27 protein-coding genes and 1 tRNA gene are annotated in these 22,673 nt (G+C 35.6%); 12 read left to right on the top strand and 16 right to left on the bottom strand.

Annotated elements, in window-relative coordinates:
- Nucleotides 1-154: 154 nt before the first annotated feature.
- From EKL95_RS07025 to msrB, 5 genes are all read right to left on the bottom strand, one after another.
- Nucleotides 155-1,243 carry a glycoside hydrolase family 130 protein gene (locus EKL95_RS07025; RefSeq protein ID WP_126462068.1) on the bottom strand — a complete coding sequence of 363 codons (1,089 nt, stop codon included), beginning with the start codon at nucleotides 1,241-1,243 and terminating at the stop codon, nucleotides 155-157.
- Nucleotides 1,244-1,463: 220 nt separating this feature from the next.
- Complete coding sequence (locus EKL95_RS14910; RefSeq protein ID WP_156063255.1) at nucleotides 1,464-1,628, bottom strand: hypothetical protein; 165 nt, start codon at nucleotides 1,626-1,628, stop codon at nucleotides 1,464-1,466.
- Between the two features lie 251 nt (nucleotides 1,629-1,879).
- Entirely contained in the window at nucleotides 1,880-3,187 is a 1,308-nt protein-coding gene (locus EKL95_RS07030; protein WP_126462070.1) for an amidohydrolase, read from the bottom strand.
- Between the two features lie 211 nt (nucleotides 3,188-3,398).
- Nucleotides 3,399-4,013 carry a peptide-methionine (S)-S-oxide reductase MsrA gene (gene msrA, locus EKL95_RS07035; RefSeq protein WP_126462073.1) on the bottom strand — a complete coding sequence of 205 codons (615 nt, stop codon included), beginning with the start codon at nucleotides 4,011-4,013 and terminating at the stop codon, nucleotides 3,399-3,401.
- A gap of 1 nt (nucleotide 4,014) precedes the next feature.
- Entirely contained in the window at nucleotides 4,015-4,575 is a 561-nt protein-coding gene (gene msrB / locus EKL95_RS07040) for a peptide-methionine (R)-S-oxide reductase MsrB (protein WP_126462076.1), read from the bottom strand.
- A 289-nt stretch (nucleotides 4,576-4,864) separates the two neighbouring features.
- Between msrB and idi the strand changes: the two genes are divergently transcribed.
- The 7 genes from idi to EKL95_RS07075 all read left to right on the top strand — a co-directional run bounded on the left by idi (nucleotide 4,865) and on the right by EKL95_RS07075 (nucleotide 8,496).
- A complete protein-coding gene (idi, locus tag EKL95_RS07045; protein WP_126462079.1) occupies nucleotides 4,865-5,425 on the top strand; it encodes an isopentenyl-diphosphate Delta-isomerase in 561 nt (186 codons plus the stop codon).
- A 12-nt stretch (nucleotides 5,426-5,437) separates the two neighbouring features.
- Nucleotides 5,438-5,848 (top strand): 6-pyruvoyl trahydropterin synthase family protein, encoded by a 411-nt coding sequence (locus EKL95_RS07050; protein ID WP_126462082.1) that lies wholly within the window; start codon nucleotides 5,438-5,440, stop codon nucleotides 5,846-5,848.
- Nucleotides 5,848-6,303 (top strand): peroxiredoxin, encoded by a 456-nt coding sequence (locus tag EKL95_RS07055; protein WP_126462085.1) that lies wholly within the window; start codon nucleotides 5,848-5,850, stop codon nucleotides 6,301-6,303. Before EKL95_RS07050 ends, EKL95_RS07055 begins: the two co-directional genes overlap by 1 nt.
- Before the next feature lie 148 nt (nucleotides 6,304-6,451).
- Nucleotides 6,452-7,414, top strand: coding sequence for a type I phosphomannose isomerase catalytic subunit (locus EKL95_RS07060; protein WP_126563833.1), 963 nt, complete (start codon nucleotides 6,452-6,454; stop codon nucleotides 7,412-7,414).
- A 68-nt stretch (nucleotides 7,415-7,482) separates the two neighbouring features.
- Nucleotides 7,483-7,749, top strand: coding sequence for a hypothetical protein (locus EKL95_RS07065; RefSeq protein WP_126453511.1), 267 nt, complete (start codon nucleotides 7,483-7,485; stop codon nucleotides 7,747-7,749).
- Nucleotides 7,750-7,827: 78 nt separating this feature from the next.
- Nucleotides 7,828-7,901: transfer RNA gene (locus tag EKL95_RS07070), tRNA-Thr, on the top strand.
- Between the two features lie 130 nt (nucleotides 7,902-8,031).
- On the top strand, nucleotides 8,032-8,496 hold the full coding sequence (locus EKL95_RS07075; protein ID WP_126555133.1) for a hypothetical protein: 465 nt from the start codon (nucleotides 8,032-8,034) through the stop codon (nucleotides 8,494-8,496).
- Nucleotides 8,497-8,684: 188 nt separating this feature from the next.
- On the opposite strand, the gene EKL95_RS07080 is transcribed toward EKL95_RS07075, so the two are convergent.
- The 11 genes from EKL95_RS07080 to EKL95_RS07130 form a co-directional block, all read right to left on the bottom strand.
- On the bottom strand, nucleotides 8,685-9,395 hold the full coding sequence (locus EKL95_RS07080) for a DUF4369 domain-containing protein (protein ID WP_126563834.1): 711 nt from the start codon (nucleotides 9,393-9,395) through the stop codon (nucleotides 8,685-8,687).
- Nucleotides 9,396-9,608: 213 nt separating this feature from the next.
- Nucleotides 9,609-11,477 carry a peptidase M61 gene (locus tag EKL95_RS07085; RefSeq protein WP_126563835.1) on the bottom strand — a complete coding sequence of 623 codons (1,869 nt, stop codon included), beginning with the start codon at nucleotides 11,475-11,477 and terminating at the stop codon, nucleotides 9,609-9,611.
- A 55-nt stretch (nucleotides 11,478-11,532) separates the two neighbouring features.
- Nucleotides 11,533-12,480 (bottom strand): alpha/beta hydrolase, encoded by a 948-nt coding sequence (locus EKL95_RS07090; protein ID WP_126563836.1) that lies wholly within the window; start codon nucleotides 12,478-12,480, stop codon nucleotides 11,533-11,535.
- A 1-nt stretch (nucleotide 12,481) separates the two neighbouring features.
- On the bottom strand, nucleotides 12,482-12,826 hold the full coding sequence (locus EKL95_RS07095) for a hypothetical protein (RefSeq protein ID WP_126462104.1): 345 nt from the start codon (nucleotides 12,824-12,826) through the stop codon (nucleotides 12,482-12,484).
- Between the two features lie 62 nt (nucleotides 12,827-12,888).
- Nucleotides 12,889-13,167, bottom strand: a complete 279-nt coding sequence (locus EKL95_RS07100; protein ID WP_126462107.1) for a DUF2805 domain-containing protein — start codon at nucleotides 13,165-13,167, stop codon at nucleotides 12,889-12,891.
- A gap of 118 nt (nucleotides 13,168-13,285) precedes the next feature.
- Complete coding sequence (locus EKL95_RS07105) at nucleotides 13,286-14,113, bottom strand: sterol desaturase family protein (RefSeq protein ID WP_126462110.1); 828 nt, start codon at nucleotides 14,111-14,113, stop codon at nucleotides 13,286-13,288.
- Nucleotides 14,114-14,158: 45 nt separating this feature from the next.
- Nucleotides 14,159-14,767 (bottom strand): alpha-ketoglutarate-dependent dioxygenase AlkB family protein, encoded by a 609-nt coding sequence (locus EKL95_RS07110; RefSeq protein ID WP_126563837.1) that lies wholly within the window; start codon nucleotides 14,765-14,767, stop codon nucleotides 14,159-14,161.
- Between the two features lie 4 nt (nucleotides 14,768-14,771).
- The gene (locus EKL95_RS07115; RefSeq protein WP_126462116.1) at nucleotides 14,772-15,125 is read right to left on the bottom strand and encodes a MauE/DoxX family redox-associated membrane protein; all 354 of its coding nucleotides are present in this window, start codon (nucleotides 15,123-15,125) and stop codon (nucleotides 14,772-14,774) included.
- Nucleotides 15,126-15,193: 68 nt separating this feature from the next.
- Nucleotides 15,194-16,090 (bottom strand): DMT family transporter, encoded by an 897-nt coding sequence (locus EKL95_RS07120; RefSeq protein WP_126562268.1) that lies wholly within the window; start codon nucleotides 16,088-16,090, stop codon nucleotides 15,194-15,196.
- Between the two features lie 109 nt (nucleotides 16,091-16,199).
- Entirely contained in the window at nucleotides 16,200-16,346 is a 147-nt protein-coding gene (locus EKL95_RS07125; protein WP_126563838.1) for a DUF2721 domain-containing protein, read from the bottom strand.
- A 99-nt stretch (nucleotides 16,347-16,445) separates the two neighbouring features.
- Nucleotides 16,446-17,366, bottom strand: a complete 921-nt coding sequence (locus EKL95_RS07130; RefSeq protein ID WP_126555109.1) for a LysR family transcriptional regulator — start codon at nucleotides 17,364-17,366, stop codon at nucleotides 16,446-16,448.
- Between the two features lie 89 nt (nucleotides 17,367-17,455).
- Here EKL95_RS07130 and EKL95_RS07135 point away from each other — a divergent pair, with 89 nt between their 5' ends.
- The 5 genes from EKL95_RS07135 (at nucleotide 17,456) to EKL95_RS07155 (ending at nucleotide 22,644) form a co-directional block, all read left to right on the top strand.
- The gene (locus EKL95_RS07135) at nucleotides 17,456-18,892 is read left to right on the top strand and encodes an NADP-dependent isocitrate dehydrogenase (protein ID WP_126555107.1); all 1,437 of its coding nucleotides are present in this window, start codon (nucleotides 17,456-17,458) and stop codon (nucleotides 18,890-18,892) included.
- Between the two features lie 301 nt (nucleotides 18,893-19,193).
- Nucleotides 19,194-19,496 (top strand): hypothetical protein, encoded by a 303-nt coding sequence (locus EKL95_RS07140; protein ID WP_126462128.1) that lies wholly within the window; start codon nucleotides 19,194-19,196, stop codon nucleotides 19,494-19,496.
- Nucleotides 19,489-20,325, top strand: coding sequence for a DUF6671 family protein (locus EKL95_RS07145; RefSeq protein WP_126555104.1), 837 nt, complete (start codon nucleotides 19,489-19,491; stop codon nucleotides 20,323-20,325). Before EKL95_RS07140 ends, EKL95_RS07145 begins: the two co-directional genes overlap by 8 nt.
- 3 nt (nucleotides 20,326-20,328) lie before the next feature.
- Entirely contained in the window at nucleotides 20,329-21,288 is a 960-nt protein-coding gene (locus tag EKL95_RS07150) for an L-threonylcarbamoyladenylate synthase (protein WP_126462134.1), read from the top strand.
- 3 nt (nucleotides 21,289-21,291) lie between these two features.
- Nucleotides 21,292-22,644: a dihydroorotase gene (locus EKL95_RS07155; RefSeq protein ID WP_126563839.1), complete on the top strand. Its 1,353-nt coding sequence runs from the start codon at nucleotides 21,292-21,294 to the stop codon at nucleotides 22,642-22,644.
- Nucleotides 22,645-22,673: the final 29 nt, after the last annotated feature.

Raw genomic sequence — 22,673 nt, forward strand, 5'->3', positions numbered from 1 at the left:
AGTTTTTTATAGCGTTCTTTATTTCTACTTTCAATGAATTTGAAAAAGTTAAAAAAAAAGAATTAATCCCCAAAATAAAAGGGATATAATATTCAGATTTTTGGCTTATTTAGGAAGTTTAGTAGTTGATTAATTAATGTCAACAAGATGGGTATTATCTGTTTTTGACAGCAACGGCAATTTTTGAATCAGCCGTTCCATAATACAAGAACCATTGTTTTTTAAAGTAAACTAATCCTTCTACAAAACAAACCTCATTTACTTCGCCTGTTTTTTCATAAGGCTTGTCCGGATGAAGGAAATAACTATCCATTCGGTCTATTAATTTATAGGGCTTTTCTTTGTCAAATAGCGCCTGGCTTGCTGCATAAGTGAATTTAGGTAAACTTGAATCATTATAATTTTCGGCATTACTTCCGTTGTAAATCAGCACGATACCTTGCTTTTGAAGTAATGCAAAAGGACCGGGTTCTACTAAACGACTATCAAAATATCCCATTCTGGGATGTAAAACAGTAATCATTTTTTTGTTTTCATTATTTTCGGCTACTTCCCAATGGATGAGATCTTCAGAGGTTGCTATATACAAATCAGTATCCCCAAAATACATCCAGTATTTGCCTTTAATTTTTGTAGCTATGATTTTATCTTTGTATAATTTGCAAACTATAGCTCCGGATTTTGACCACAAGTCTTTGTATTTTTCTTCCCTTAATACTAAACCGTGTTTTGTCCATGTTTTTAAATCTTTTGAACTGGCTAAACAAAGACGCGCAGTTTTACCATCATAGGATGTGTAAGTCATAATGTAAGTCCCATTCTCGCTTTCTATAATTCTAGGATCTTCAACACCTCCTTTCCATTCGTATTGTTTCATCGTGTCGTTGTCCGGATAGAATATTGGTGTGGGTTGTTTTTTAAAGTGCAGTCCATCATCGCTGATAGCTAGGCCTAATCTTGATGTCATGTCTTTGTCTTGCGCTCTGTAGATGAGGTATACTTTTCCGTCTTTGACAATAGCGGATGGATTAAGAACATTTCGTTCTTCCCAGTGGACTTTTTTGTTGCTTATTGGAGATTGAAAAACAGGATGTAACTGTGGTTCTAAAATAGGGTTTAGGCTATCTACTTTTACAAAGTCGAGCATCGCCCAATCCTTACTTTTACTTTGTGATTTATAGATAGAATTACCGCCGCAACTCAGTAGGATAAATGCGAATATGAGCATGATGGTTAGTTTCATAATGGTTATATAAATATGGTTTTAAGTATTCTTGAAGGAGTTTATGATTCCTAGCGTTATTTAGTATTTATTTGTCTCCGATAGGTGTGAAAGAGTCTTGTACGGTAAAGTTGCATCTATTTTATTAAACAACAATTCTCTTTTTGAAGTTACTATGATTTTAATGCTTTTAAGATGTTTTTTTTACATGTATTATGCTCATAAGATGAAATTGTTTGGCTTATTTTTTTGTTACAAAAGGCAACCAATTCAAATAAAGCTCTCTGTTTCTTGATTTCAACCCGCAACTCATGGAAAGTTTTAACAGTATAGGAGTCAGACGTTTTTTATAAGACGAGGTTCTACGCCCTTTTTGGTATTTAAAATAGGTTTCAAGTGCTTTCATTTTACAGCTTTTTAGTTGGCAATTTTCCTAGAGATTTCTTTTGAATATGTTTAGTGTTTCCTTGACAGAATCAACTTTTAAGATGCAGACATAAATTTACTAAAAATCGTTAAAAAAAAACAGGTTAAGTTGCTTTAAATAAATCATTTGAATATTATTTTTTTGAATCATACAAAGGTGTAAAAAAACCGAAAATTTCTTTTCGGTTGTAGTTTTAAAAACTTTTTAAAATTGTCTATTCAGGTACTAATTTATTTTTTAGCATTCATTTCCATATAATCTATAGTTAGGTCGGACATTGCTTTCATTCCTAATACAAAACTACCCTCGTCGATATAAAAATCGGGGGTATGATGTGAGGCTGTTTCGGCAGGATTTTTGCCTTTTGGCATTCCACCCAGGAAAAAGAAAAGTCCGGGAACTTTGTCTTGATAGTACGAAAAATCTTCGGCTCCAGTTGCTGCAGGAGTCAATACCACATTGTTTTTCCCCGCTACAGTTTCTAATGTAGGGAGCATTTTTTCAGTCAATATAGGATCGTTATAGGTAATCAGGGTTTGTTTAGTGATGATCACCTCGGCAGTAGCTCCGGCACTTTCTGCAATATTGGTGGTAATTTGTTTCAATCTATTATGGATCATTTCCTGAACTTGTTTGTCTAGGGTCCGAATCGTTCCTGCCATTTCAAGTTCTTCCGGTATAATATTACTTCTTACGCCAGATGTAATTTTTCCAACACTAACCACGGCCGCGGACTCCGTTAAATCTACATTGCGACTCACAATAGTTTGTAATCCCAATATTATTTGGGAAGCCGCAACAATAGGATCTACGGATTGCCATGGGCTGGCTCCGTGTGATTGTTTTCCTTTTATTTTTATCTTGAACCAGTCTGAGGAAGCCATCGCTCCTTTTGGACGGTAATTGATTTTGCCGACTTCGGTGTCTGCGCTAATGTGTAAGCCAAAAATCACATCTACTTTTGGATTTTCCAGAACGCCTTCTTTTACCATTAGTGCAGCTCCACCTTCTTCACCATCGGGAGCGCCTTCCTCAGCAGGTTGAAAAATGAATTTAACCGTTCCTTTTAATTCACTTTTGATAGCGGCCAGAATTTCAGCAGTTCCCATCAGCATGGCTATATGCGAATCATGTCCGCAAGCATGCATGACACCTACTTCCTGACCGTTGTATTCTCCCATTGCTTTTGAGGCAAAAGGAATGGCGACTCTTTCTGTTACAGGCAAGGCATCCATATCTGCCCTAAGTGCTACAACCGGACCGGGTTTTCCGCCTTTTAAAATTCCTACCACGCCAGTTTTGGCCACACCAGTTTGTACTTCCATGCCCAAAGAACGCAAATGTGTTGCTATTTTTTCGGCAGTTTTAAATTCTCTATTGCCTAATTCAGGGTTTTGGTGAAAGTCTCTCCGCCAGGTACTGACTTTAGATTCTAAGGAGGCTGCTTTTTGGGCAACCGTGGCTTTAAGAACGGAATTTTGTGCAGTAGCAAAAAAGGAGAAGGAGCATAAGCCAGCAAAAAGAATAATTTTTTTCATTAGTTGGTAGTGTAAAATTTGGTTGCTAAACAGCCTTTATTTTAGTTAAAAACACAGCTGTTTCGATTCTAAAGAAGGTCAGTTAGAAACAAATATAGCAAAATTATTTCGTCTGGCATTAATTTTAAATAGGGGTGTAAAGTGTCTTTTTTTTGAGTAGGATATAAAAAAACCGTCTTGTTATTTCAAACAAGACGGTATTCTTACTCTTTTATTTTTGTTTCTTCAATCGGTTTTTAAAAAGCTTTTCGAATTTCTCCATTTTAGGTTGAATTACCATTTGACAATAGGGTTGGTTCTTATTGTTGGCGTAGTAATTTTGATGGTAATCTTCTGCTTTGTAAAATTTAGTCAACGGTTCTAGTGTTGTTACTATCGGACTATCATAAATCTTGGCCTTTTTCATTGCGTTGATTATCGTTTGCGCTGATTTTTTTTGTGCTTCATTTTTATAAAAAATGGCGGAACGGTATTGTGTTCCTACATCGGCACCTTGCCGGTTAAGTGTCGTTGGGTCATGTACCGTAAAAAAGACTTTGAAAATCTCATCTAGATTCGTTACGTTTTTGTCATAGGTAATTTTTACCACTTCTGCATAACCCGATCTTCCAGTTGACACATCTTCATAGGTAGGATTGGTATTTTTGCCGCCTGCATATCCTGAGATTACCGATTGTACTCCAATGAGATTCTCATAAACGGCCTCAACACACCAGTAACATCCACCGGCTAAAGTAATGGATTCAAGATTGGATTGCTTTGGTGTTTGACCTTGCGCAAACAAGCTACTGGTCGTTAAAATACATACTAAAAATAATTTTTTCATGTTATTTGGTATCAGGTATAAAGTCCAGTGCGATTGAATTCATGCAGTATCTTTTTTTGGTTGGTTCCGGTCCGTCATCAAAAAGATGACCTAAGTGACCGTTACATCTTCCGCAGAGCGCTTCAGTTCTTTCCATTCCCAGTGAATTATCGGTTTTATAAACCACACTGTTTTTATTGTCTTGTTCGAAAAAGCTTGGCCAGCCGCAAGTGCTGGAAAATTTGGCGCCGGAACGAAATAATTTGTTGCCACAGGCGGCACAATAATAAGTCCCCTTGTCATCTGTATTCCAGAATTTTCCTGTGAAAGGTCTTTCCGTATCCGCATTACGAGTTACTTCATAGACATCTTCGGGTAGAACTTTTTTCCATTCGGCATTACTTATTTTGAGTTTTGCAGTATCCGTATTGGAGTAATATGGGTTTCCAGGTTTTTCAATTGTGTTTTTCATTGTGACAGTTTTTTTTATAGGATCTTGTTTCTTTGTTGTTTGTGCACAGGCAGTGAACATGAATAAAGAGGTTAAAAATAATACACTTACGAATTGGTTTTTTGTTTTCATCTTTTTTTTATTTACAGTACAAATGTAAAGCGCTTTTTATTTTAAAATGTCGGCTACTTTGCAATTGAATTTTCTTTTATTTAAGTTTTTGATTCCTCTATATTTACGAAAAAAACAGCCTTTTAGTTTTGCGGGTCTTACCCACGCTAAATTGTAAATTAGAAGACTAATACAAAGAATATAAAATTAGAATATTAGGGTATTCAACACTCGTTAAACTTTTCACAAATTCAAAAACGGTATAGATACCCGTTCTTTTTTTGTATTTTTGACCTAATTATAAATCCACATGTTAGAAGAAAATGTAATCTTAGTTAATGAAAATGATGAGCAGATAGGGCTGATGCCTAAGCTTGAAGCGCATGAAAAAGCAGTTCTGCATCGTGCCTTTTCAGTTTTTGTTCTAAACAGTACGAATGAAATCATGCTGCAGCAGCGGGCAGGTCAAAAATACCATTCCCCGTTATTGTGGACTAATACATGTTGCAGTCATCAACGCGAGGGAGAAACAAATATTCAGGCGGGAAACCGAAGGCTATTTGAGGAAATGGGTTTTAAAACAGAACTCAAAGAACTTTTTCATTTTATTTATAAAGCGCCGTTTGATAATGGCTTGACGGAGCATGAACTCGATCATGTGATGATTGGCTATTATAACGACGCACCGGTCATCAATCCGGAGGAAGTGGAAGACTGGAAATGGATGAAAATTGAGGATGTTAAAATGGATATGGAATTGCAGCCGGCCTTATACACCGTTTGGTTCAAAATAATTTTTGACGAGTTTTATTATTTTCTGGAAGAACATAAAAGCCCTTTGTCTCTGAACTCGAGCACAGATAACCCCTAATTTATACGTTTTATGAAAGTGACTATTTCACGAAAAGCCCATTTCAATGCGGCTCACAGATTGCATAGGAAAGATTGGACTTTTGAACAAAATGATGCCGTTTTTGGCAAGTGCAACAATCCAAATTTCCACGGGCATAACTATGAACTGATAGTAAGTGTGACTGGGGAAATTGATCCGGAAACGGGTTATGTAATGGATGTGAAATTTCTGAGTGATATTATTAAAGAGGAAGTTGAGCATCAGTTTGATCATAAAAATCTGAACTTGGATGTTCCGGAGTTTCAGGATTTGAATCCAACAGCTGAAAATATTGTAGTAGTCATTTGGAATAAAATTAGAAAAAGAATCAAGGCAGAGTTTGAATTAGAAGTGGTTTTATACGAAACACCTCGGAATTTTGTAACTTATAAAGGAGAATAATGGAGCTAAAAGTAGGAGATACTATTCCCCATTTCATGGCGAAAGACACCAATGGAACTGATTTTGACAGTGGAAACGTAGTAGGCCAAAAACCGCTTGTAATTTATTTTTATCCTAAAGATAATTCGCCTGGATGTACTGCGCAAGCCTGTAGTTTTAGGGATCAATACGAAGATTTTAAGGATTTGGGTGCAGAAGTGATAGGGATTAGCAGCGATAGCGTTGCCTCACATCAAAAATTCAGCAAACAATTCAAACTGCCTTTTATTCTCTTGTCCGATTCTGATAAAAAAATAAGAAAACTTTTTGGGGTTCCCTCTGGAATGTTCGGGTTGCTTCCAGGACGAGTGACTTATGTAACGGATAAAAACGGAGTAGTACAAATGATTTTTGACAGTATTCTGGCAACAAAACATATTCCTAAAGCACTTGAAGCCATTAAAAAATTAGTATAATCAATTACAAGATGTGATTTGCTACCTTTCTGATTGGAATTAATTTATACTTTTTTCGGTAGTTTAACGGACTCCTGTAAATGGAAACCTATTTTGGTGGAAAACAATATTGATTTGTTTACATTTGGGACTCAAAAAAAATAGTTACATGACATTTTATCCCTTACAGTTTAAACCCATTTTGAAAGAAAGAATCTGGGGTGGTGAAAAATTAAAAACAATACTTAATAAACCCATTGCCTCAACGCATATTGGCGAAAGTTGGGAGTTATCGACTGTAGCAGGAGATGTCAGTATTGTGGCTCACGGAGATTGGAAAGGCAGTGCATTGACAGATATTATTAATGAGTTTCCTGAGAAAATCCTAGGGACAGCAGTTTATAATCGCTTTGGAAAGCAATTTCCGTTGCTTTTTAAATATTTAGATGCCCGTCAAGATTTGTCTATTCAAGTACATCCTAATGATGCCTTAGCAAAAAAACGCCACAATTCTTTTGGTAAAACAGAGATGTGGTATATCATGCAAGCAGATGATGACGCCCGAATTATTGTAGGTTTCAAAGAAAAGTCGAATCCCGAAGCCTATTTAGAAAACCTAAAAAATAAAACCCTGCTCTCTATTCTGGATGATATAAAGGTACAAGCAGGAGATGTTTTCTTTCTGGAAACCGGCACTGTTCACGCTATTGGTGCTGGATTAATGGTGGCCGAGATTCAACAAACTTCGGATATTACGTATCGATTGTATGATTTTGATCGAGTAGACACGAATGGGAATACCAGAGAATTGCATGTGGATTTGGCATTGGAAGCGATCAATTACAACACAGTTGAAACTAAAAAAGAATACTCTAAGAATAGCAATGAGTCTAATCCAGTGGTTGATTGTCCTTACTTTACCACTAACTTTATCCCGCTAGATGGAGCTATTTCAGTTTCTAAATCTGGAGAAAGCTTTACCGTATATATGTGTGTGGAAGGAGCATTTGAAATAGAATTTGACAATTCAAAACTAGAATATAAAAAGGGAGATACCGTTTTGATTCCTGCTGCCATGCATGCATTCATTATCAATGGAAAAGCTTCAATTTTAGAAATTTACATTTCATAGTCGGTAATAGAAAGATTATGTGTACTTTTGCAGACGCAAATTAAAATTCAAATTTTAAAAAAATAAAAATGGCAAACATTAAGAATTTAAAAAAAGACATCAACTACGTTTTAGGAGATATTATTGAAGCAGTTTACTTGTTCGAAATTTCTACAACAGGAAAACCAACAACAGAAACGAATGCTTTAATTGACGAAGCGATTGCTGCTTTTGACACTTTAATCACAAAGGTAAATGTTAAAAAAGTAGAAAATAAAAAAGCACACTTCAAACAAATTAATGTTGAATTGGAACAAACTGCTAATCAATTGATTGCTAAAATCAACGAATTGTAGTCAAAAAAAAAGCAAAAAAAGTTTGAATTTGTTTTGGAAAACAGAAATTCAGACCTATATTTGCACCCGTAATGAGTCGCCAGCGTAGCTCAGTTGGCTAGAGCAGCTGATTTGTAATCAGCAGGTCGTGGGTTCGAGTCCCTCCGCCGGCTCTTTGATAAAACCATCCCGTCTTAAGCGGGATGGTTTTTTGTTTTTGGGGACATGACAATTGATTCCTATTTAATGCTTTTCATAATTTTTTTTGTTAAATTTGGGTTCTAACAAAAAAAACAAATACATATGGAAGAGCATTCAGTGATTGAAAGTTTCGAAATGAAACTTAGCGCCTCTGCTAAGGGCTTTTTGAAAGAAACCGCAAAGTGGGCCTATTTTTTGTCCATTCTTGGTTACATCGGAATTGGGTTTATTATTTTTGCCGCTTTATTCGCCGGAACGCTATTCTCTGCTATGGCTAAGGTGAATCCTGCTATGGGAATGATGGGATCTTCTTTTGGGTTTGTAATGGCTTTTGTATACTTTTTGATAGCCATTCTTTATTTTTTTCCAGTATATTACTTGAATAAGTTTGCTTCAAATGCCAAAGCAGCATTCCAAAACAATGATTCAGATGCCTTGACTACTTCGTTAGAATACCTAAAGTCACATTATAAATACATTGGAATTATGACTCTGGTTGTTTTCTCTCTTTATCTTTTACTATTTGTAGGAATGATTGTTGCTGGAATAACTTCTAGTGCGCTATAGTGTGTTTTTAGGTTCTTAAACTGCTTTTATTCAGTATATTAATCGGACTGTAATTATAAAACAAAAAACCATCTTGCCTTAACAAGATGGTTTTTGTTTCATTTTTTTTTAGAACATAAATTATGAAAAAACACTACTCAGGATAGAATACGAGGAGGTTCTAATAGTACTTCTCTTAATTTGTATGATTATTGCTGTTTTTTGATTGTTGCTACATACTCTGTTAATTGCTTTCCATAAAGAGATTTTGCCACTTTAGGAGACATTGATTTTTGAATCGTATCTAAGTATTTTATGTTGATGTCGTAAATCTGGGATAAGGCAATATAAGGTGCCACTTCGTAGTGTCTATTGTTTAGAGCGAAATTTGTGGCAAATAAGTATTTTCTTTTCAAGTTAGAATCCTGTTTTGCTCCTATGCTATCAATGGTTTTTATGTTTTGACTTTTTACTGCATTGAATTTTTTTTCTATTAAAATAAGACTTTCATCGGTGAAGCGGCTGTTTATTTTTTTAAATTCTTCAAAGATTTCATTGTTTTTAGAACCTGTAATTGTAGCATCAGATAAGTAGCGATCTAAACTGGTTTCAATAGTTATTTTTCCCGGCTCAGCAAAGAAAGGCAGGTTGTTGTCCATGGAATTACTCACGCCTCTGTCTAGAAACAAGTATAGCATTTCAGGTGATTTTAGATCTAAGTGACTTTCAAAAACGGCGCTTCCGTCAATATGAATCGTGTCAATTGCAACCAGCATTGTATCAACGACTCTTTGGATGTATAAAGTTCCTTTTTTTAATCCTTTAATATTTCCGGTAATGTGTACATTCCCTCCAGGTTCCTCCTTATTACAGGACGATAAAAGGATTAAAGTGATAAATGCTAGAATAGTTTTTTTCATGTGAAGTTAAAATTTGTTTTTTAGGACATGGCATCGTCATTTTTTATGATTTGTCCTGATATCTCGGGATAGAATCCTGGCGATTTGATTAGTGTTTAGATTTTGGCGCAAAATAAAGAAAATTGTTGGAATGATTTTGCTAACACATTCAAATTTATCAAAAAAAATCCCAATTTATTTCTAAATTGAGATGTTCCTCATTAAATTATCAATTTAAGCTTTTAACCAGGCTTCTTTTAAAACGGTTTTGGACGTATCAGTGGCTTTAAGAACTTCTTTTTCTTCGTAAGGAAGTGTAACTTTTCCTTTGATTATTTGTTCTTGTCCATCCCGTTTTATCTTAATTGTGATTGTATCGTTCTCTTTCCAGTTTTGACTTTCAGCAATCATTTCATAAATATTGTCTAACGAATAAGGTTTTTCATTTATAGAGATGATGATGTCACCTCCTTTTAGCTCTAAAGTGGTATAAAAATCGTTTAGTTCTATAGTTGGAATTACGATAATTTCCTTTGTTTGTTGGTTCACGGTTATGTACGGGGATTGTCCTTTTAAGAACACATTACCAGGTACTTTTGCCATAGCTTTTGTGATGCCTACTTTAGCTAAGTACGTTTCATACGGTATTGGTGTTGGTCCGGAAACATAAGTTGTTAAAAAAGTCCCTACTTCAGGGTAGGTAAATGAAGTTATTTTTGCAAAAAGGTCCTTGTCATTAAACGGTTTTGAAGCGCCATATTCATTTGATAACTTTTGCATCAAATCAAGAATTCCTCTTTCTCCGTTGCTTTTTTCTCTGATAATGATATCCAGACACATTCCAATAAGAGCTCCTTTTTCATATACGTTCAAGTATTGGGCTTTGTAAGGTTCAGTCAACACATTTGCGCTCATCGTTGTGAAAGGCATCGTGTCATTCATTGCATTTGCATGTGCAATTTTTTCAGACATACGCGTATAAAATTCCTCTTCTGTAATTAATCCTTGATTAATCTGAAAAAGATTGGCAAAATATTCCGTCACCCCTTCGTACAGCCATAAATGTTCTGACATTTTAGGCGTGTTGTAATCAAAATAGTGAATTTCTTTAGAATGAATGGTTAAAGGAGTTACGATATGAAAAAATTCATGCGAAACTACATCTTTCATTGATTGTACCAATTCTTCTTTTGGCATCATTTCCGGTAAAACCACTGTAGTGGCTGTAGGGTGTTCTAAGGCTCCAAATCCCTTTGCATCAGTATCTTTCATGCTTGATAAATACAACAAGACGGTATATTTTTTGGTAGCGTTTATTTTTCCTAAAAATGTTTTTTGAGCAGTCATCATGGTTTTCATCTGTGGAGTAATACTTTCAGCAGTTACTTTTCCGGTAGGCGAAAAAACACTGATCAATATTTCCATACCGTCTACAGTAAAAGTAGTGTAGTCCGGTTTAGCATACATAATTGGATTTTCAACTAATTGAGCATAACGAGCTGTTGTAAATACATCATTTGTAGTACTTGCGTCTTGATCTGTCATGGAAGTTGCTCCCCAAAGTGTTTCCGGATGGGCTATATTTACCGTATAAGCAAGGTCTTTTTTGTCTTGAAAATAGCCCACAAAGCCATGCATGTTTAGCATGAAATTGACTCCTGCGTCTATATTTGTTCCGGCAGGAGAGAAAACATCATTCTTGCCAAAGCCGCTTCCCTTTTCAGTATCAAATGTGTCGTTAACCCAATAGGTTATTTTAGTGACAGTTTTGGCATTCTTGATATTCCAGGTGTTGTCATCCGTTTTGTTAACCGGAAGTATATTGCCCTTACTGTCAAAAGCTTTTAGATCTTCAATGTATTTTCCATAATCATCAATAGAGTAGGTGCCAGGGACAATTTTAGGAATGCTGTAAGTGACTTCATCAGTGCTAATTTTTGGTGCGGTAATCGTAACCATTACTTTGTCCTCTTTAACATCATTTAAGTTGATTGCTACGTGTACTACATCGGTAATTGATTTTGAAACATTTGCTGAAGTGCCAACAGTTTTACAGCTCCAAAGAAGAGTAGCAAATGCTATTGCAAAAAATATTTTTTTCATTTGTATTGTTTTTTGTTTATTGTATAGGTTTTTTACAAGAGGGAATTGTTGCCCCTTATAACGATTTTATAAAGCCAGTTATTGCTGTCACCACTTTTGGAGCAATGGGTAAGTCCGGATTAGAATAGGATTTCATATTTACAGAATCATCTCCATTTATCTCTTTGAAAATATGATTCATTTTCTCGATCAGAACTAGCTCTGCTTCCGGTTTGGCTTTTTTTAACAGTTCTGCTTCAGCAACTGACACCTGTAAATCTGCAGTTCCGTTTAGCAGTAGTACGGGTATTTTTAACTTTGCAATTTCAATTTGCGGATTGTATTTTATCCATGAAATCATATAGGGCTGGATGCTTGCTCTAAAAAGGGAATCTAACATGGGGTTTTTTAACTCGAAAGTTTCTCCGTTTTTAAGAATGTCTAGGTTTTTCTGAACTTCTTCTTTGAGGTAAGGGGCTTGTTTTGCTATTTGTTCCACCAGAACAGCATCAATCGTTCTTCCGGCTCCAGCTAATGAAATAAAAGCATCCGCTTTGCCATTTGCAGCAATCATTCCTATTAAGGAACCTTCGCTGTGTCCGGCAATTATTATTTTGTTGTACTTTTTTTGATTTTTAAAAAACAGCAAAACGGTGGTTGCGTCAGTGATGAAATCATCAAAAGTAAGGGTAGCTTCATTTACCGTTCCACTCTTCATTTGAGCAAAGATTCTTTTATCATAGCTAAAAACGGCAATATCATTTTTAGTTAATTCTTCGGATAAATATTTCAGGGAATTATTGGGGAGTCCTTTTTGATTTCCGTCCCTGTCTGTAGGGCCTGAACCTGCAATAAGGATGACAAGATTCGTCTTTTTGTTTTGTTTTAAAGGAGAGTACAACGACCCATTTAACAATGGATTTATAGTAACTTCATCCTTATTAAAAGATTGAATTGCTGTTTTTGTTTGTGAATGGCAGAGTATTGAACACGAGATCAGGAGTACGAGTAGTAATTTTTTCATTTTATTTCGCATTTAATTCGTTTATTGTTTCTTCCGGATTTTCGACTTCAATAATTAGTTTATTGTAATAGGAATCTTTGAGTTCAACAATAATTGCATTTTTTTTATTGCAAACGTCCCAAAAGTTGCGTTTTCCTTTTTTGATATAAGTGCCAGCAGTTATAACCCATGGTAATTGGGTGCCTGGCATTTTCCAGCCGATCCAAAATGTAAATTCATCGTTGCTTTGATACGCTCGGATTATTTTATCTTTCGGTACACGAATCTTATTTTCGAAAGCCCAAAATGTATGACTTCCTAGAATATCAAAAATAAATTCGTTTTCGTTTGATGTTACTGAAACCATAAATGTATGAGTTGAGACTGCTGTTTTAAAACAGAAAACTCCCGAATATCAGGAGTTTTATTTTAATCTAGTTTGTTTTTTATGTAATATTTACCGTCTAAGTCTTCGTCAAAATCATCCACTTTTATGGGTTTTGGTTTTGGTTTATTTGCGGTAGCTTTCTTTTTCCACATTTCAAATTTTTCTGCCGGCATCTTCTTCTTCATTATCTCTAGGATCTCTTTTTCGGCCAAACCAAATTCTTTTTTAATGATTTCAAAAGGATTTTTTTCTTCTAAAGCCATTGTAACAAGTTTTTCTGTTTGCTCCCAGTTCAATTCTTTGCGGTTACTCTTTTTCATCACGTGAAAATTAATTCAAATAGGTGTTAATGATTATTAAATTAAATTTTTTAATTTCATTCAATATTAAGAAAAATTATAATTACTTTTTCTCAAAAGATGATTTTTTTTAATTTTTTTAATTTTTTTTCTTTAATGGCTGTTTTTGAAACGGTATTTTCAATAAATTTTTTAATGCATTGTGTTCCTCAGGATTAGGATGGGTATCAATTCCGTAAATAATTTCTTCTTTTGGAAGTGTCATAAATGTGCCAAATAACCGATCCCAGATTGAAAATATATTGCCATAATTACTATCGGTATAGGGCAAAACATGATGGTGGTGTACTTTGTGCATGTCTGGCGATACGATAAAATAGCTCATAATAGTATCTATTTTTTTAGGAAGTGAAATGTTAGCATGATTGAATTGCGTTGCTACTACAGATAATGTTTGGTATAGAAAAACCATCCACATGGGGCTTCCAATGATTAAAACACCCAAAGCGGTAAATGTAAATCGGATCACACTTTCTCCCGGATGGTGTCTATTGGCGGTTGTGGTGTCAATCCAGGTGTCTGTATGATGAATCAAATGAAAACGCCACAGGAACTTGGTTTTATGTTCGACTAGATGCACCAGATAAGCGCCTATTAAATCCAATAAAAGCAATCCAATAAGGGCGTAAAGCCATAGCGGCATTTCAGGAAGCCATTGTAAAATTCCAAAATTTGTAGCAATTGTCCAGTCAGCCGCTTTTAATAAAATAAAAGCTAGGCAAAAATTGACAGCAATAGTCGTGAAGGTCATAAAAATATTGATGCCGGCGTGATGCCATTTTTTATAGGTGAAGTTAAAAAGCGGAAAAGCATTTTCGATCAGCCAGAAAAAAGTGATTCCGCCCACAAGAATTAAACTTCGGTGTGACGATGGAATGGTAGAAAAATAAGTAATGATATCATTCATAATTCAGATATTTATTCCAAATTTAATAATTTTTTATGAAAGTAATTATTTGATTACCCGGAAAGTGCCATTTATTCTGGGGCCAATAGGTTTTGTGGTTTTTGGAATCTGGTGTTTCCAGAAATGTTGTGTCGTTCCTTTCATCAGCAACAAACTTCCATGTTCCAGTATGATAGTTTTTTTTAGGTCTTTATCTAAATTATGTTTGAGTTGAAAGGTTCGTTGGGCTCCAAAACTCAACGACGCAATTATGGGATTGATTCCTAATTCTTTTTCGTTGTCAGCATGCCAACCGTTGCTGTCTTTTCCGTCGCGATATTGGTTGAGTAAGACGGTTGTAAAAGTAGTATCAGCACTTTTTTCGACTTGAGATTTTAGCTTTTGCAAAAGCAAATTCCAAGGATGTGGCTGCATCGTTATATTCGAATACGAGTAAGGTTTTCCTTCGTTTCCAAATAAAGCCGTCAAACGAGGCTGCGGATGAATTTTCCCGTATACACGAATATCGTCTTGTTGCCAAGGAATATCTTGCATTAATTCGGCAAAAATAATATCGGCTTGTTCTTGGTCAAAAAAATGAGGATAGTAGATGATCTCCGCATCTGGCAAGTCAATAAATACGGGTTCTGATGTGGATTCGAAAAGTGATTTCACGAGATTAAGTATATTGGTACGCCCAGTAAATTAAAAATAATTGTAGTGGCATTCGCAATAGTAAGGCCCATTTTGGCAGACCCATTCTTGCTTTTTCATCAAAATACATATACAAATGTGTTGGAAAAATAGCAATCAACAAAGCGATCACCCCCCAAGCGGCATAGTTGGAGAGTAACGGAATACAAAGCGAAATTCCCAGAAATATTTCTGCTAAACCACTGATGTAATTTAATAATTTTGGATTTGGAAAGTACGAAGGAATGATTTTCAAGTACAGTCTGGGATTCCTGAAATGGTTTAATCCTGCGATAAAGTAGACGAAAGCCATCACATATAAATGCCAAGGTAAATTCATAGTAAAGTTATTTAGTACGAATTTATAAAAATTTTATTAAAATCAGTGCAAATGGATTGAAACTGCAATTAGGAGGTTCGCTTCAGGTTTACATTCATTATGATAATTGCTAAAATAATTAAAATAATGCCAAGCCATTGGATCAGGTTTACCTGCTCATTCAATAATAGATATGCCATGAGTACCGATACGGGAAGTTCCAGTGCCGAAACAATACTTCCCAGTCCGATTCCAGTCAGCGGGAAACCGGCATTCAATAATAAAGGTGGAATTATGGTTCCGAAAAGGGCTAAAATGATTCCCCATTTTATGAAAATTTCAAAGTTAAAAGGAGTAGTTTGTGTTGAGATTGCAAAAAAGGTCACGATGACAGCACCTCCCAACAACATGAATAAACTGCGTTGTGCCGAGGAAATATGAGTTGCCACACGATTAGCGGTAAACATAGTTGTAGTAAAAGAAGCTGCTGCTAAAAGCCCTAAAGCAATACCGCGCCAGTCTAAAACGATACTATTCTCGAAGACATTGGTAGCAAGGATAGTTCCGGTTAAGACAATAAATACGGAAACTATTTTTTGAGTAGAAGGAATTTTTTTTTCTAAAATCATTTCGAATAAAACACCCATCCAGACGGTTTGCATCAATAAAACAATCGCAATAGAAACAGGAATGTATTTTACTGCCAAATAATAAAAGATACTCGTAAATCCTAAAGAAGTTCCGGCAAGCATCAGCTGAGTGATGTTTTTTTGGGATGCTTTTATAACGGTTTTTCCTTTCTTAGCTTTTTGAAACATATTGATCAGCAGCATTCCCATGATTCCATATACAAATTGGGCAACGGTAACTTCGGGTGTAGTGTAGCCTTGACCGTAGGCTATCTTTACAAAAGTAGCCAGCATTCCGTAACTCGTTGCGCCGAGACCAACTAAGAAAACTCCTTTTAAGACACTATTTTTTATCATTTTTTTAATTTTAAAAAGCGGGCAAAGATAGGGTTTTGTTCCTAGTTATAAGGTGTAAATTGGTAGATAATATCAGAGTCAACCATAAATTCAGGTTTTTGATTTCCAATTAAATTACATCATTTTGCTTTTCGTGGTAGGTTTTTTTTAATCCTCTTATGATTGCAGCATTAGCCAAAAACCGGTTGGTATACACCAATAAAATCAACGAAGTTGCGCTAAAAAGTAATGCTAGAGTTTCTATTTGTAAAATCATAATTTAATCGAATCATTGTAAAGGCAAATATTGCTAATCTTTTGATGCATTTTAGTATTGCAATGAATAAGAGGAGCTTTCCTTTACTGACTTAAATTTTTAAAGTGTAATCCAGTTAAAGGTTTGTTCGATGATTCTTGTTTTTTCTTTTTGAATAAATTTTAAATAGGCATCGGCTACAGGTGAAAACTTTTTGCCTTTTAACCAAATTAAATTCCAGTTGGATTGAATAGGCAAGCCTTTTACCGGAATAATTTGTAGGTCTCCATTATTAAGCTCGTTTTTTATACCAATTAAAGGCATGATCGAGCATCCGAGTCCAGCCAGTACGGCTTGTTTTACCGCTTCATTTCCGGTCAGCACCATTTTTTTTGAAACTGTTAATTGATTCTGTTCTATAAATTTTTCCATCACATATCTTGTTCCTGATCCTTGCTCGCGATAGATGATGGGTAAGGTTTCTATGATTTTTTTTTCTTGAATTCCTTTTCCCATTTTTTGATCACTATTAGCAACAAGGAAAAGGGAATTAGGCATAAGCTCCACTTTCTCGATTTGCAGGGTTTCTGGTAACACGGAAACCAGAGAAAAATCTACTTCATTTCTTTCTAAGTTTTTCAACACTTTAGTTTTATTGGTCACATCCAGAATCAATTCGACACCTTGATTTTGTTTCAAAAAATCAGATAAAAAATAAGGAATTACATATTTCCCGGTTGATACGACAGAAATTTTTAATCGTCCTGTCAGTTGTCCCTTGAATGCCATTGTTTTATAATTGATCGCATGTACTTCATTTAGAATTTTTTCTGCAGCCGTGGCGATTTCTTTGCCAAAATCAGTAACAAACAGCTTTCTTCCGATTACTTCTGTTAACGGTACATCAAATTGATCTTGAAAATTTTTTAATTGAATGGATACTGCGGGTTGTGTAAGGTGCAGTTCCATTGCGGCTTTAGTGATGCTTTTATTTTGGGTAATTTTTAAAAAGACATGCAGCTGGTGTAGTGTATAATTCATAAATAATTTTTATGTTTTGTATTACAAATATAAATAAAAATATATGGATAGCCCGTTTTACTTTTGTAAAAAAAAATAAACAAAAAGATATGCAAAGAATAACAATAGCAAAAGGAGACGGAATAGGACCTGAAATAATGGATGCTACTTTGAAAATTATTAAGGCAGCGGGCGCACAGCTTCAATTTGATGAAATTGAAGTTGGTGAAAAAGTGTATTTAAAAGGTAATACCTCCGGAATTGAAAAGTCATCTTGGGATTCTATAATAAACAATAGAATATTTCTCAAAGCTCCAATTACTACTCCGCAAGGTGGTGGTTATAAAAGTTTGAATGTTACCACTAGAAAATTCTTAGGATTATATTCTAATGTTAGACCATGTATGAGTTTGCACCCTTTTGTGGAAACAAAACATCCAAAAATGGATATTGTCATTGTTCGTGAAAATGAAGAAGATTTATATGCGGGAATAGAACATCAGCAAACGGATGAAGTTGTGCAGTGTTTGAAAATCATTAGTCGTCCCGGCTGTGAAAAAATTGTCCGCTATGCTTTTGAATATGCCAAACAGTATGGAAGAAAGAAGGTAACTTGTTTCACAAAAGACAACATCATGAAGCAGACGGACGGATTATTCCATGAAGTGTTTGATGAGTTAGCGAAAGAGTATCCTGAAATTGAAAACGAGCACTGGATTATTGATATTGGTGCTGCAAAAATGAGCGATACACCAGAGAATTTTGATGTTATTGTAACCTTAAATTTATACGGTGACGTGATTTCTGATATCGCTGCACAAATTGCCGGTTCTGTGGGGCTGGCAGGCTCAGCAAATATTGGAGAAGAATGTGCAATGTTTGAAGCAATTCACGGATCTGCACCCAGAAGAGCCGGGCAAAATGTTGCGAATCCGTCGGGATTATTACAAGGAGCAGTAATGATGCTGAATCATATTGGGCAAAACGAAGTGGCTAGTAAAGTACAAAATGCATGGCTGAAAACGCTTGAAGACGGAATACATACCTATGATATCTTCAAAGAAGGCGTAAGCACTGCAAAAGTAGGGACTTCAGAATTTGCCGACGCAGTAATCCTAAATTTAGGGCAAAAACCAAAACAGCTTCCTGCTGTAGATTATAAAAATGTTCAAGCCTTAGATCTCCCGAAATATAAGAGAAGACCAGCTGCAAAAAAAGAATTGGTAGGTCACGATGTATTTGTGCATTGGAATGGAACCGATCCTAATTCGCTAGCCGAAATTCTAAAAAATATAGGGACTGAAAATCTAAAACTGAATATGATTTCCAATAGAGGAATCAAAGTTTGGCCCGAAGGATTTAAACAAACCTTTTGTACGGATCACTGGAGATGCCGTTTCAAAGCTGAGGATGGAGTACTAGTTAACAAAGAGGAGATCATTGGATTATTGCAGCAATGCATCGACCATAATATCGATAGCATCAAAACTGAAAATTTATATAAATTTGACGGGAAAATGGCTTTTTCATTGGGTCAAGGACAGTAAGAAATGCGTTAACTTCTCCTTTATTTAATTGGTACTCTTTCACTAAATGTGCTGTTTCCTTTAAAGAATTTAATAAGGTGAGTTATTCCTAACACGCTCCATTAAGTAGTAAAAAAAATTAGTCCCTATGAAAAATAAAAATAAAAAAATTAGTTTGGTCTTTGGAATAGTTTGGTTGATTGGTGGAATACTATTGACAATCGTAGCACCTAATAACTTATTTTTCACACTGTTTCTAGGTTTGGGAATATTTTTCACGATCTACACATTACAAAAAAATAAAATTTCATTATAAAGTATTATGGAAAAAGAATATCAATTTAAGCTAGTTGAAGGTCAGTTTGCACCATCAGAAGCAGGAAAAGTACTGTTTTCGTTAATCAACAATAAGATTAATTATCATAATTTAGAAAAATTTAGCAATCAAATTCGATTTGATGAAGACTGTTCGCATTCAAAAATAAGGCTTGAAACTCTTTTAGAAGCCTCTGAATACATCAAGGAACTCATCAAAGAAGCGTCGTCAAAGGATTTGGAACTGAAAATTGACAGTGTAATTCAAATTGTACTGTGTCCTAAAGTAAAAACTGAATTGAATGTTTGAGGGTAGACAATTACTCATTGCCACCAAGCATCACAAAGAAAAAGTGATTGCTCCAATTTTTGAAAAAGGATTAGGTGTTCACTGTTTTGTTCCTGAAAGTTATGATTCGGATATTTTCGGCACTTTTTCAGGTGAAGTGGAGCGGAAAAATACGGCAGTTGAAACCGTCAGGGCTAAATGTTTGGCGGCAATGGAAGAATTTGACTGCGATTTGGCTATTGCCAGCGAAGGCTCTTTTGGTTCACATCCTTCTATCTTTTTTGCCCAGGCCGATGATGAGTTTTTAATTTTTATCGATAAAAAAAACGACTTAGAAATCATTGCCAGAGAACTCAGTTTGAAAACTAATTTTCATGGAGAAAATATTTCTAGTAAAGAAATGCTTTTGGATTTTGCAAATAAGATTCAATTTCCTGCCCATGCCATAATTTTGCGAAGCAAGCCTGATGATCTAACAACACTAGTTAAAGGGATTACCACAAAAAGTGAATTGGAAGATACTTTTCAGCACCTTGTGAACAAATATGGGAGTGTTTATGCTGAAACTGATATGCGTGCGCTGTACAACCCCACTCGTATGGGTGTGATAAAAGTAGCGGCGCAAAAATTATTGGAAACTATAAAAACGGAATGCCCAAGCTGTAAAGCACCGGGTTATTGTGTGATAGATGCGAAACAGGGCTTGCCTTGTTCATGGTGTTCAGCGCCCACACGATCTACCTTGAGTTTTATTTATAGTTGTAAAAAGTGTTGTTTTAGTTCCGAAAAAATGTATCCCCATCAAAAAATAACCGAAGAACCAGGATTCTGCGATTCCTGTAATCCATAAGATATGAGTGTAATCAGTAGTTCGATTCCAAAAGCTGTTGCGCTTTTAAATCAGGAGCAAACCATAGGAATTCCTACCGAAACGGTTTATGGTTTAGCCGCCAATATTTACAGCTCAAAGGCGGTAGAGCGTATATTTTCGATTAAAAAACGTCCGTTTTTTAATCCGTTAATTGTTCATATAAAATCGGCAACTGTCCTTTCTGAAATAGCGAGAGACATTCCTGAAAAAGCGAACTTGTTAGCAAAAGCTTTCTGGCCGGGACCTTTAACTTTGGTTTTAAAAAAGCAAATTTCCATTCCGGATTTGGTTACCGGTGGTAAAGATACCGTAGCGATCAGAGTTCCAAATCACCCAGTAGCCTTAGCCCTGCTGAATCAGTTAGCCTATCCTCTAGCGGCTCCGAGTGCTAATCCGTTTGGCTCTCTTAGTCCCACTACAGCAATACATGTTGCTGACTATTTTGAAGAGGTGTTACCAATGGTTTTGGATGGTGGAGCTTGTCAAAGGGGAATAGAGTCAACAATCATCGGATTTGAAAATGGGGAGCCTATTTTATATCGCTTGGGTTCTTTGGCTGTAGAGGATATTGAAGCAATTGTTGGGCCGGTAAAAATGATTACCCATGATGATATTGCTCCAGCGGCACCAGGCATGTTTTCTAAGCACTATGCTCCTTCGACGACGACTTTTTTGACAGCTGATGTGACGGAGAAGCTAAAAATGTTTCCGGATCAAAAAATTGGAGTTTTAGTATTCCAAAAAGGGATTGATGATCCAAAAATTGTACAACAGGAAATTCTATCGACAACAGGCAATTTAGCAGAAGCCGCATCGCAATTGTATGCTGCCTTGCATAGATTAGATAAGTGCCATCTCGACTGCATTATAGCGGAACGATTTCCAGATGTGGGTTTAGGCAAAACGATAAACGATCGTTTAAAAAGAGCCACCAAAAAATAAAATATGGATACCATCATAAGAAATGCAAAAGTGGTCAATGAAGGACAAATACTTAATTTAGATCTTCTGATTTCAGGAGAAAGAATTGAAAAGATAGCACCATCAATTGGACTAAATCCTGCAAAAAAATATATCGAAATTGATGCGACAGGACTTTATCTGCTTCCGGGTGTAATTGATGATCAGGTTCATTTTAGAGATCCGGGACTAACACATAAAGGCACTATTTTTTCAGAGTCGGTTGCCGCTGTGGCTGGCGGCATCACCTCCTTTATGGATATGCCCAACACGATTCCCAATACGCTGACTCAAGAGTTATTAGAAGAAAAATACAAGATGGCGGCGGAAAAATCAATTGCTAATTATTCGTTTTTTATGGGAATTTCAAAAAATAACTTGGAAGAAGCTTTAAAAACAAATACCGAAAATGTATGTGGAATTACGGATGATGGGCTTTATTTTAATAATGACGAGGGAATTTTAGCCAACTATCCAGAATTTTTGGAGCAACTTTTTTCAAGAACCGATACCTTGGTAGCTTTGCACAGCGAAGATGATTCACTGATAAAAAAGAATACGGAGGATTATAAACTAATTTACGGAACTGAAATTCCTTTTTTTTATCATTCTCTTATTCGGGATGAGGAAGTTTGCCTAAAAGCAACTGAACGAGTATTGAAAATTGCTAAAAAACACCAAACACGCTTGCATCTCTTTCATATTTCAACTTTGGCGGAAGCCAAATTATTTGATAATCATACACCGATCAGAGAAAAACGAATCACCGCCGAGGCTTGTATACATCATCTTTGGTTTTCGGATGCCGATTATGAAAGACTGGGCTCCAAGATCAAATGGAATCCCTCCATAAAAACAGAGCAAGATAGAAAAGGTTTACTGCAGTATTTGCTCAATAATTCAATAGATATTATTGCAACGGATCATGCTCCTCATACTGTTGCCGAAAAAGCAGGGAATTATTTTCAGGCGCATTCCGGCGGACCATTAGTACAACATGCTCTTTTAGCAATGTTAGAATTATTTCATCGTGGTGAAATTCCGTTGGAGAAAGTAGTGGAGAAAATGAGCCATAATGTAGCCGAAATTTACAGAATAAAAGAACGAGGCTATATACGGGAGGGCTATTTTGCCGATTTAGTTTTAGTCGATTTAAATAAAAAACAGGAAGTAACCACAAGCTCTCTTTTATACAAATGCAAGTGGTCTCCTTTTGTAGGACAGGTTTTTAAAAGCAGCATCAATTCAACTTTTGTAAATGGAAATATAGTTTATGAAAAAGGACTTGTCCAAACGGATGTAAAAGGAAAAAGATTGCGATTTGAAAAGATAAGATAATCAAAATGTATAAAATAATTTTAAAATAA

The organism is Flavobacterium sp. LB2P53 (genome assembly GCF_003970305.1).
In the GTDB taxonomy this organism is placed as follows: domain Bacteria; phylum Bacteroidota; class Bacteroidia; order Flavobacteriales; family Flavobacteriaceae; genus Flavobacterium.

What these genes read in the sequence shown, in the direction of transcription:
- EKL95_RS07025 (WP_126462068.1), bottom strand. Translation starts at nt 1,243, where the DNA reads ATGAAACTAACCATCATGCTCATATTCGCATTTATCCTACTGAGTTGC.
- EKL95_RS14910 (WP_156063255.1), bottom strand. Translation starts at nt 1,628, where the DNA reads ATGAAAGCACTTGAAACCTATTTTAAATACCAAAAAGGGCGTAGAACC.
- EKL95_RS07030 (WP_126462070.1), bottom strand. Translation starts at nt 3,187, where the DNA reads ATGAAAAAAATTATTCTTTTTGCTGGCTTATGCTCCTTCTCCTTTTTT.
- msrA (WP_126462073.1), bottom strand. Translation starts at nt 4,013, where the DNA reads ATGAAAAAATTATTTTTAGTATGTATTTTAACGACCAGTAGCTTGTTT.
- msrB (WP_126462076.1), bottom strand. Translation starts at nt 4,575, where the DNA reads ATGAAAACAAAAAACCAATTCGTAAGTGTATTATTTTTAACCTCTTTA.
- idi (WP_126462079.1), top strand. Translation starts at nt 4,865, where the DNA reads ATGTTAGAAGAAAATGTAATCTTAGTTAATGAAAATGATGAGCAGATA.
- EKL95_RS07050 (WP_126462082.1), top strand. Translation starts at nt 5,438, where the DNA reads ATGAAAGTGACTATTTCACGAAAAGCCCATTTCAATGCGGCTCACAGA.
- EKL95_RS07055 (WP_126462085.1), top strand. Translation starts at nt 5,848, where the DNA reads ATGGAGCTAAAAGTAGGAGATACTATTCCCCATTTCATGGCGAAAGAC.
- EKL95_RS07060 (WP_126563833.1), top strand. Translation starts at nt 6,452, where the DNA reads ATGACATTTTATCCCTTACAGTTTAAACCCATTTTGAAAGAAAGAATC.
- EKL95_RS07065 (WP_126453511.1), top strand. Translation starts at nt 7,483, where the DNA reads ATGGCAAACATTAAGAATTTAAAAAAAGACATCAACTACGTTTTAGGA.
- EKL95_RS07075 (WP_126555133.1), top strand. Translation starts at nt 8,032, where the DNA reads ATGGAAGAGCATTCAGTGATTGAAAGTTTCGAAATGAAACTTAGCGCC.
- EKL95_RS07080 (WP_126563834.1), bottom strand. Translation starts at nt 9,395, where the DNA reads ATGAAAAAAACTATTCTAGCATTTATCACTTTAATCCTTTTATCGTCC.
- EKL95_RS07085 (WP_126563835.1), bottom strand. Translation starts at nt 11,477, where the DNA reads ATGAAAAAAATATTTTTTGCAATAGCATTTGCTACTCTTCTTTGGAGC.
- EKL95_RS07090 (WP_126563836.1), bottom strand. Translation starts at nt 12,480, where the DNA reads ATGAAAAAATTACTACTCGTACTCCTGATCTCGTGTTCAATACTCTGC.
- EKL95_RS07095 (WP_126462104.1), bottom strand. Translation starts at nt 12,826, where the DNA reads ATGGTTTCAGTAACATCAAACGAAAACGAATTTATTTTTGATATTCTA.
- EKL95_RS07100 (WP_126462107.1), bottom strand. Translation starts at nt 13,167, where the DNA reads ATGAAAAAGAGTAACCGCAAAGAATTGAACTGGGAGCAAACAGAAAAA.
- EKL95_RS07105 (WP_126462110.1), bottom strand. Translation starts at nt 14,113, where the DNA reads ATGAATGATATCATTACTTATTTTTCTACCATTCCATCGTCACACCGA.
- EKL95_RS07115 (WP_126462116.1), bottom strand. Translation starts at nt 15,125, where the DNA reads ATGAATTTACCTTGGCATTTATATGTGATGGCTTTCGTCTACTTTATC.
- EKL95_RS07120 (WP_126562268.1), bottom strand. Translation starts at nt 16,090, where the DNA reads ATGATAAAAAATAGTGTCTTAAAAGGAGTTTTCTTAGTTGGTCTCGGC.
- EKL95_RS07125 (WP_126563838.1), bottom strand. Translation starts at nt 16,346, where the DNA reads ATGATTTTACAAATAGAAACTCTAGCATTACTTTTTAGCGCAACTTCG.
- EKL95_RS07130 (WP_126555109.1), bottom strand. Translation starts at nt 17,366, where the DNA reads ATGAATTATACACTACACCAGCTGCATGTCTTTTTAAAAATTACCCAA.
- EKL95_RS07135 (WP_126555107.1), top strand. Translation starts at nt 17,456, where the DNA reads ATGCAAAGAATAACAATAGCAAAAGGAGACGGAATAGGACCTGAAATA.
- EKL95_RS07140 (WP_126462128.1), top strand. Translation starts at nt 19,194, where the DNA reads ATGGAAAAAGAATATCAATTTAAGCTAGTTGAAGGTCAGTTTGCACCA.
- EKL95_RS07145 (WP_126555104.1), top strand. Translation starts at nt 19,489, where the DNA reads ATGTTTGAGGGTAGACAATTACTCATTGCCACCAAGCATCACAAAGAA.
- EKL95_RS07150 (WP_126462134.1), top strand. Translation starts at nt 20,329, where the DNA reads ATGAGTGTAATCAGTAGTTCGATTCCAAAAGCTGTTGCGCTTTTAAAT.
- EKL95_RS07155 (WP_126563839.1), top strand. Translation starts at nt 21,292, where the DNA reads ATGGATACCATCATAAGAAATGCAAAAGTGGTCAATGAAGGACAAATA.